Genomic DNA, 8,248 nt, shown 5'->3' on the forward strand with positions numbered 1-8,248 from the left:
GCTTGTAGTCCTGGTTGCCGATGCTGAGGTCGAAACGGCGCACGCCTTCCGCATGCAGCGCCGCCATAGTGCGCTCGGTCACGAGCAGCCCCGGCGAGCAGTTCGACCAGGAATCGCCGGTGTGGCTGATGCGCAGCAGGAAATAGGTCTCACCGAACCTGACGCCGAGCGCGGTGGCGACAATGGCCTCGTCGCAAACCAGCGCCGAGATGACGGCATAACCGTTCGCGACGCCCCGACGCGCGACCTCGCGATAGAACTGCGCATGGGTTTCGTCGTTGAGGACGAAGCGCGAGCCGAGCTTTCGCATGCGCGCCTGCTGCTGGGCATCCATCACGTCCAGCAGCTCGCGCGCACGCGCGACATCGGTGGCGATCTCGAATCGCGCGCCGGCGTGACGGTTGAAGACGCGCCAGCAGCGTGGCATCTGCATGCGCTTGATCGAGGCCTGGTAATCTTCATAGTCGTCGCCGGTCAGCACGAGGTTGCCGTTGAGCGAGCAGGACCCGATCCGGCCGAGCGACACCAGCGGGTTCGGGTTGCCGCCGATCTGGGCCGGCATCTTCTTCAGGCGCAGCAAATCGAAGCGGTCCGGCAATGCGCGCAATGCGTCGATCAGCGCCGTGCCGATCGCATCCGCCGCCGCCGCGTCCAACGCGGCATCGAGCGCCAGGATCGGCGCGTTGTTGTCGGAAACGCCGAGATCGGCGAATTCGACGATGCGGATGCCGCGCCTGAGGTGGCTGATCATCGGCACGATTGCGATGTCCCTGCCGGTCGTGGCATCGGAGATCAATGCAATCAGCGGCGAGAGATCGTGGAACGCCTCGTACCAGGCGCCGAGCCAGTAGCCATGCTGGAATGCAGTGCGATGGCCTGCGTTCAGGCGCGATGCGGCCCGCGGCCAATCACGCACGAAATCGACCGCGATTGCCGACGCGCTGGACACAAGACCATCTGGTTGCTCGACGCTGAGGATCGTCATCCGCGGGACATACGATTACTGGGCGTTTCCAGATAGATTATGTTTTGTCGCGGCCACAAGTGAGCTCACAGCTTATCGTTAAGCCGATGCCATTGCGGCGGCACCGGCTGCGACAAGTCGTCCGGTTCCATTTCCGCGACGCATTGGAACCTGGCCAGGAAGTGCAGGCCGGCCACGGCAACAGTGAACATGAACCAGATCGGATTTTGCCGTTCGAGCAAGAAGGTCTCGGTGGCCCCGTAATACAGGCCGAACAGCCATACGGTCAGGAACAGCTTTGCCAACGCACCGCTGCGGTTGTGAGTTCGGGCCGTCTGGAAATTGCCGAGCGGCGCGAGCACGAAGACGAGGATCACCAGCAACAGCCCCGGCAGGCCGATGGTGACCGCGAGGTCGAGATAGCTGTTGTGGCTGTGCGCCGCGCTCGTCGCCCATTCGGCGCCCTGGGCGGTCTGCCGCGCGGTCACGTCGTCCCAGAACGCGGCGTAGCCGTGACCGATGATCGGCTTCTCCGCGACAGCTGCGAGCGCGAACTCCCAGATGGCGGAACGGCCGGTGAAGGTGGGATCGAGCGGAAGCAGCCGCGTCATCGCTCCGAGCGCCGGGCTCATGACGCTGCCGACCGTCAGCAGGTTCATCGCGATCAGCGGCACGAAGCAGATGATCCGCTTCAGCCACAGGCCCGGCGTCACGCAGACCAGCGAGGCGAGCGCATAAATCGCAAGGCACAGTACCGACGACGTCTTGCCGCCGGTGAAGATCAGGAAGATTCCAGCCAGCGCGGCGATGGCCGGCCCCATCAAGAACGAACCAATGGCAGACAGGTAAATGCCGACATAAATCAGGATGGTCATCACCGGCGAAGCGATGTTCTTGTGACCAAAGCTGCCGCGCCAGTCGCCGGCCAACTGCGGCTCGGTGACGTCGAGTGCGGTGTGGATCGAGTATTGCGGCGCCACGAAGACGCCGAGATAGCAGAGCGCAAGCAGTACGAGGGCGGCGCCGCCGAGGCACAGGTTGAAGCTGCGCTGCGTCGGCGGCAGCAACGGCAACAGCACCGCGAGCGACATCACGCTGGCTGCGAGCATGAAGCGCTGCATCGAGACTCCGCGATTCTCGGAGAAGACGATGCTGATCAACAGCCAGCCGACCAGGCAGAGATGCAGCGGCGTCACCAGCGTCTTAAGCGCGGGCGCATCCGTTGCGGCGACCAACAGGACTGCGAGCGCGGCCAGCAGGCCCCAGGCGACATAAGTGAGCGCCATTCGTCCGCCGACGACGGTGGTGACATCCTCGCTGCGCAGGTCGGGAAACGGATCGAGCGTCACCAGCACGAGGAGCAGCGCTGCGACTGCGACGAGGCAGCGCGCCGCCCGCACGGCGTCGACCCCTGCAAGCCCATCGCGCAGGACGCCGCCGAACGATCGGGCCTCGACGTCGGTCATGTCAATGGCGCTGCGATCCATGGCTCAAGGCTGGTGGTGAAGCCCGGGGGAAGCTCGAAGTCTTAGCCGATCCCTGTTAAGCATCCGTCAACCAGTCCAGCGGGGCGCTGCGGCACCGCCTGCTGCCGCACGATGCTCCGCGCGATCTCGTAATATTGAAGCGCGCGCTGTTCCAGCGTCAGGTTGTCCAGCACGAAACCGCGGGGATCGAACGTATCGGCGGCGCACCCGGCCCAGAAATCATCCCAGCCCGCCTCAAACCCGGCGATGTCGACGAACTTGGCGCCGCAACGATCGTCCCAGTACGGCACCGACGACACCGGCGCGAATTGGACCCGATGCGGATAGTAGTCGGGGTCTCGCCACGGCCCGCCTGGATCCCAGGCCAGCACCGGCACGCCGCAAGACAATGCCTGCTGATAGGCGATGCCCTGGCTCTCGTTCTGGCAGAGGAAGATCATCGCACGCGATTGCGCGAGCGCGGCCCGATAGTCTTCTTCCTTGTAGCTGCCGTAACGCAGCTCGGCGAACGAGCGGCCTTCCCTCGTGAGCCGGGCGCGGACGGGTTCGATCAGCTCCGCCGCGTAGCGATCGCGGTCCCAGTGCACCTTGTCGTAGATCAGGACGTCGACGCTCTTCTGCGACGTCGCCGGCGGTGCCCAGAGATCCGTGTCGATGCCGATCGGCCAGGCCTCCGTGTCGGGCCAATGCGGCCGATACATGTCGGCGTACCACGGGCCGGGCACCACGACCTTCTTCACCGGCAGGCGCTTGAACAGGTCGGGATCGTCGAGCGGATGATTGTGGGCGGCGACGCCGAGCAGGATCGGATTTTTCCAGGCGAACTTGTCGAGCAAGAAGGTGCGGCCGATGATGCAGGCGAGTTCGCCCGGATGCCGCGCGATGTAGCCATAGTCGTTGACGCGATAGCGGATACCGAGCCGATCGAGCCCCGCACAGAGATTGAGGAACACGCGCAGCTGCCCGCTCATGCGCGGCTCGCCAAGCAGCATGCGACGCGCCATGCGCCGCAGATGCCGGTCGCCGGGAAACCAGCGATCATCCTTGTCCTCGTAGAACAGGTTGAGGACCATATCGTCGGGATCGTAGTCGAATGTCTTTGCGGGCACTGGTGTCCATCCGCGGCGGCCTGATGCGCATTCTCGCATGGGACCGGCTGTCGCACTCTTCCTAATTTGCCACAGGCTTAATGCCGGCGGCTTAACGCTAATTGACGAAACCAACGCTGCGGCAGCCTTCGTGGCGACGCTTTTTTCCCGATGCGAGTATCATCGAGGGCGGCCAGGGTTGCGATCGATCGCATTGCCAAGCGCAGATGCGCCCTGGTTAACAGACCGTTAAAGGCGAGCCGTATCTTGATCACCGCGGAAGACATTCTCGAATTGCCTGCCACATCGCGCGTCGTTCCAGCGGCGCGCGTCCCGCTGCAGGTCGGCTCAACCACGTCGGTGTCCGTCGTCATTCCGGCCAAGAATGTTGCGGCTTATGTCGGCGAAACCCTCGCCAGCGCACTGGCACAAACCGAGGTCACCGAAGTGATCGTCGTGGACGACGGCTCGACCGACGATACCCCCGCCATCGTCCGCGCCATTCGTGACCCTCGACTGCGCCTGATGACCAACGGCGCCGCCGGCGTATCGGCAGCGCGCAATCTCGGCGCGCAGCATGCGAACGGCCAATGGCTGCTCTTCCTCGATGCCGACGATCGCCTGCGGCCCGGCGCGGTCGCGGCGCTGCTGGCGGCTGCGCGTGGCGCGCCGCGAGCGGTTCTGGTCTACGGCGACTACAATACGATCGACAGCGAGGGACGGCAGATCGGCCGTCGGGATCTGCTCAAGGGCCGCCGCAAACCGTCCGGCGACGTGCTGGCGCGGCTCGCCGCCGGCAACTTCATCGTCAATGGCGGCATTGCGCTCGCACGTGCAGAGGCCTTCCGCGCCATCGGCGGGTTCGACGTCTCGCTCAGATATTGCGAGGACTGGCACTGCTGGTGCCGCCTTGCCGCGATCGGCGAATTCGAATTTGCGCCGAACCTTCTGCTCGACTACCGCCTTCACACGGCCAACACCATGAACGCGGCGGTGCGGACGCCACAGGATTTCTTTCCGGCGATCGCGCGGGTGTTCGACGACGGGCTGATCATGGCGCGATTGCCCGCGGGCATGGCGGCCGGGCTGCGCCAGGCCGCCGAGGTTCATCTCGTCACGTATTCGGCAATGCAAGCGGTCCGCTTCGGTAGATATCGCCAGGCCTTCGCCTATCTCGGGATAGTCGGGCGCCGCTCGCTCAAATCGCTGCCGCGTTCCGCGGTCAGGGTCGCCCTCGCCTGCTTCGGTATTTAGCCCGCCGCCTCGGCGTCAGGACACGATCTTCGAGGCCTCATAGGGCTTCGGCTCGATGCCGAACGCGGCGAGCGCCGAGCCGAGCGCGACCATCACGGGATGCATCGCGACGACGGCTTTCGACGATTTCAGCAGAGCGGCCGCGCGCAACAGCGACAGCGGCAACCTCCCGAGCATCTGCGCAAACACCCACACTCGCGCCGCAGCGCCCTGCGCGGCCTTGGACTGCACACGATAATTGATCGCGCCGATGCGCAGGCCTCGCTTCACGATCCAGCCGAAACTGGTGCGGCTTTGCGGCACGGTCTCGGTGATGACTGCTTCCGCCGTCCAGTGGAAGGTCATGCCGGCGTCGCGGCAGCGCACGAAGAAATCGCAGTCGCCGCCCCCGAGGAAGTTGAAGCGCGGGTCGAAGGCGGGACGGGCAAAGCTCTCGAACGCCGCACGCGTGATCAGGCAATTGCCGCAGCCGTAGATCAAGGGCACAGCGCCGCTGTAATCATAGGCGGGACAGAAAACGGGGTGGCGCGAAAGCCAGGGCATGCGGTGGTCCTCGAAGACCGGCAGCACCGGCCCGCCGACCACATCGGCGCCGGTCGCCTCCGCGGTGCGGACCATCAGCTCGAGCCAATCGGGCGAGGCAATCTCGTCGTCGTCGATCATCAGGAACCGGGTCGCGGCGGGAAACAGCGCCAGCGCCGTCTCGAAGGCGGCGTTGATCGCCTGGACGTTGCCTTGCCGTTTCTCGACCAGGCAGACACCCTGAAGTCTGCCATCGGCGAGATACTCCGCGGCCACCGGCGCGCTTTCGCGCCGGACCGCATCGTTCTCGGCCATGACGACGGCGAAAGAGCGCGGGGTGCGCTGGCTGGCGAGCGAGTCCAGTGTCAACCGCAGATGCTGCGGGCGGCGGAAGCAGGGGATGCAGACGACGATACCAACCGACAGGTCGATGATCCGGGAGCTGGCCGCGATCTCCCGGTTGGGATCGCGCACGGCATGCGAGATACGCGTGGCGGACAGGTCTGTCGGGATCAATGTCATGACGTTCTAGATGTCCGAGATAGATTGAAAAAGCCCTGCTTCGATCCCGGGATCAGCGCCGTCCCGCGACGGCACATCGCCCCGGGACGGATGCGTCCCAAAATGAACGGCCGGTTTGAGCCTGACGACGGCGCCAAGGCCGCCGATGTTCCGCCATCCATGCACTTAACCGCTTTCGGGTGTTTCTGCCGCGAAACCTTGCACGCGTGATACTGCAATTCGCGGTCCACCGTGCCGACGGCGGCTGGCGCGGAGGATGCCGTAGTTAACGCACATGCTCATTAACCCCATCGTAAGCACCGCGGCGGGTGAAGCGTCGCGGCATCGGATTTGCTCTACGGGCACACGAGATTTTTCCTGTAAATTTAAGTCGAACAAGCGCGGTCCGAAAAAAATGAACAAGCCAGCCACGATCGATTTCGCGACAACCACGGCGGTCCAAATTCCCGCGGCCATTGCACACACTCAGGCGCTGCACGATCTCGTCCCCGGTGAAGCCCGCGACAGCCTGCTCGCCGTTCACGACGTACTGCGCCGCGAACTGCCACGGGGCCAGCTCGCCACCTACGAAGCCGGAGGCGGCTCGTGCAGCGTCCTGCCACCGGAATTGCTGAACCGCAGCAAGGTCACCGTCGTCGACATCGACGAGGACCAGGTTCGCAACAACAGCTACGCGGACGAAGCGATCCTCGGCGACGTCCAGACCTACCGCTTCGGGCGCGAGACCTTCGATCTGGTGATCTGCTACAACGTGATCGAACATCTTCCCAAGGTCGACGCCGCACTCTTGAATTTCCGCGATGCGCTCAAGCGCGGCGGGATGATTCTGATCGGCGCGCCCAATCCGCGCTCATTGTCCGGGGTCGTCACCAAATACTCGCCGCACTGGTTCCACGTCTGGTTCTACCGGCACATTCGAGGCATCAAGGATGCCGGCCTGCCGGGCGAGCCGCCGTTCCCGACCTTCTTCCATCCCCTGGTGTCGCTGCCGAGGCTCGAAGCGTTCGCCGCCGCCAGTGGCCTCGAGATGATCTACCGCCGTGAGGTCGAGAGCCCGCGCTATCCCGAGATGCGCCGGCGCAAGCCGCTGTTCGCAGCCCTGGTCGACGCCGGCGCCGCCGTTCTCAACGCCGTGCTCCCGCGCGGGACCGACGTCCGCCGCGGCGATTATCACGTCATCCTGCGGAAAAGCTGACGGCCATGGTGCGCGCGCGGCCGATCGCAAGACCAGCGAAGCCTCGCGGCCACGCCGCACGGGGTAACGAACCGTTAATCTCTGAAGGACCGCGCCATCGCACGCGTCACGACGACGCGTCGAAGAGAGGCACGCGCTTAAACGCTTTGTTTGCCATTTCGGTGAATAGTCCCTCAATGAGTATGGTTAATTTTCCCTGTTGCGTTGAGTGGGCACCTATATCTGAGGTGCGTGGCGTAGAGCGAAGAGTACCCCCTCAGCTCGCGGCACTTGGAATGAAAGCTGGGGATCATGCTTGACTATAACCAGCCGATAGATCGGGCCAGACCGGAGGCCCCGCAGCACCGGCCTCAGGCCGGCTTCAACGTGCTGGAGCTGGTCAATCTGCTCTGGCGGCGGAAGATCGCGATTGCCGTTGCCGCGCTGCTCGGTGCGACGCTTGCCGTCACCGTGGGCAAGAGCCTGACGCCCCGCTACACCGCCACCGCCCAGCTCTATGTCGACCCGCGCGAGCTTCAGCTCGTCGACCGCGAGCTAACGCCCCGCGCGCAGGACGTCTCCGGCATGTCGATGGTGGTCGAGAGCCAGGCGCGCCTGATCACCTCCAACAGCGTGCTGCTCCAGGTGATCCAGCAGGCTGATCTGGACAAGGATCCCGAATTCGGCGGCGGCGCCGACGGCAAAGGCGTGATGTCGTCGCTGCTCGGCCTGATCGGCCTTCAGCCCCACGCGCCCTCCGCCGCGGAGAAAAAGGAAGTGCAGCTCGCCGCCCTCGAGGCGCTGAACCGGCACATCACGATCCGCAAGACCGAGAAGAGCTTCATCGTCGATATCGAAGTCTGGTCGACCGATCCGGCGAAAGCGGCAATGCTCGCCAACACGCTGACCAGCGCCTACCTCGCGGAGTCCCGCAACTCGCAGGCGTCAGCCGCGCGGCGCGCCACCAACGATCTCTCCGGCCGCCTGAAGGAACTGCGCGAGCGGCTGCGCAACGCCGAGACCGTGCTCGCGACCTACAAGGCCCAGAACAATTTCGTCGGCACCCAGGACGCGCTGATCAGCGACCAGCAGCTTTCCGCCAGCAACCAGCGGCTTTCCGCCGCCCGCGCCGCGACGATGGACGCGCAGGCGCGCCTCGACCAGATCGAGGCGAGCCGGCGCACGACGGCAGATGCAGGCGCGAACTCCGAGGCGCTGCAATCGCCAACCATCGCCA

General features: G+C 64.8%; 7 protein-coding genes. 3 read left to right on the top strand and 4 right to left on the bottom strand.

The features are described from left to right. The 3 genes from IVB32_RS07740 to IVB32_RS07750 form a co-directional block, all read right to left on the bottom strand. Nucleotides 1-985 (bottom strand): GNAT family N-acetyltransferase (locus tag IVB32_RS07740; protein ID WP_247410069.1); only part of this gene is annotated, 985 nt, incomplete at its 3' end. 65 nt (nt 986-1,050) lie between these two features. Beyond that, nucleotides 1,051-2,451, bottom strand: a complete 1,401-nt coding sequence (locus IVB32_RS07745) for an O-antigen ligase (RefSeq protein WP_018453403.1) — start codon at nt 2,449-2,451, stop codon at nt 1,051-1,053. A 41-nt stretch (nt 2,452-2,492) separates the two neighbouring features. Then, nucleotides 2,493-3,560 carry a glycosyltransferase gene (locus IVB32_RS07750; protein WP_018453402.1) on the bottom strand — a complete coding sequence of 356 codons (1,068 nt, stop codon included), beginning with the start codon at nt 3,558-3,560 and terminating at the stop codon, nt 2,493-2,495. A gap of 246 nt (nt 3,561-3,806) precedes the next feature. Between IVB32_RS07750 and IVB32_RS07755 the strand changes: the two genes are divergently transcribed. Beyond that, the gene (locus IVB32_RS07755; protein WP_018453401.1) at nt 3,807-4,793 is read left to right on the top strand and encodes a glycosyltransferase; all 987 of its coding nucleotides are present in this window, start codon (nt 3,807-3,809) and stop codon (nt 4,791-4,793) included. 15 nt (nt 4,794-4,808) lie between these two features. On the opposite strand, the gene IVB32_RS07760 is transcribed toward IVB32_RS07755, so the two are convergent. Then, nucleotides 4,809-5,837, bottom strand: coding sequence for a glycosyltransferase (locus IVB32_RS07760; RefSeq protein WP_018453400.1), 1,029 nt, complete (start codon nt 5,835-5,837; stop codon nt 4,809-4,811). 394 nt (nt 5,838-6,231) lie between these two features. Between IVB32_RS07760 and IVB32_RS07765 the strand changes: the two genes are divergently transcribed. Further along, nucleotides 6,232-7,032, top strand: a complete 801-nt coding sequence (locus tag IVB32_RS07765; protein ID WP_018453399.1) for a methyltransferase — start codon at nt 6,232-6,234, stop codon at nt 7,030-7,032. A gap of 291 nt (nt 7,033-7,323) precedes the next feature. After that, nucleotides 7,324-8,248 (top strand): GumC family protein (locus IVB32_RS07770; protein ID WP_247410072.1); only part of this gene is annotated, 925 nt, incomplete at its 3' end.

Source organism: Bradyrhizobium sp. 23 (assembly GCF_023073295.1).
Taxonomy (GTDB): Bacteria; Pseudomonadota; Alphaproteobacteria; order Rhizobiales; family Xanthobacteraceae; genus Bradyrhizobium; species Bradyrhizobium canariense_D.

Excerpts from the sequence above, each read along its gene's own strand:
- IVB32_RS07745 (WP_018453403.1), bottom strand. The coding sequence starts at position 2,451 with ATGGATCGCAGCGCCATTGACATGACCGACGTCGAGGCCCGATCGTTC.
- IVB32_RS07760 (WP_018453400.1), bottom strand. The coding sequence starts at position 5,837 with ATGACATTGATCCCGACAGACCTGTCCGCCACGCGTATCTCGCATGCC.
- IVB32_RS07765 (WP_018453399.1), top strand. The coding sequence starts at position 6,232 with ATGAACAAGCCAGCCACGATCGATTTCGCGACAACCACGGCGGTCCAA.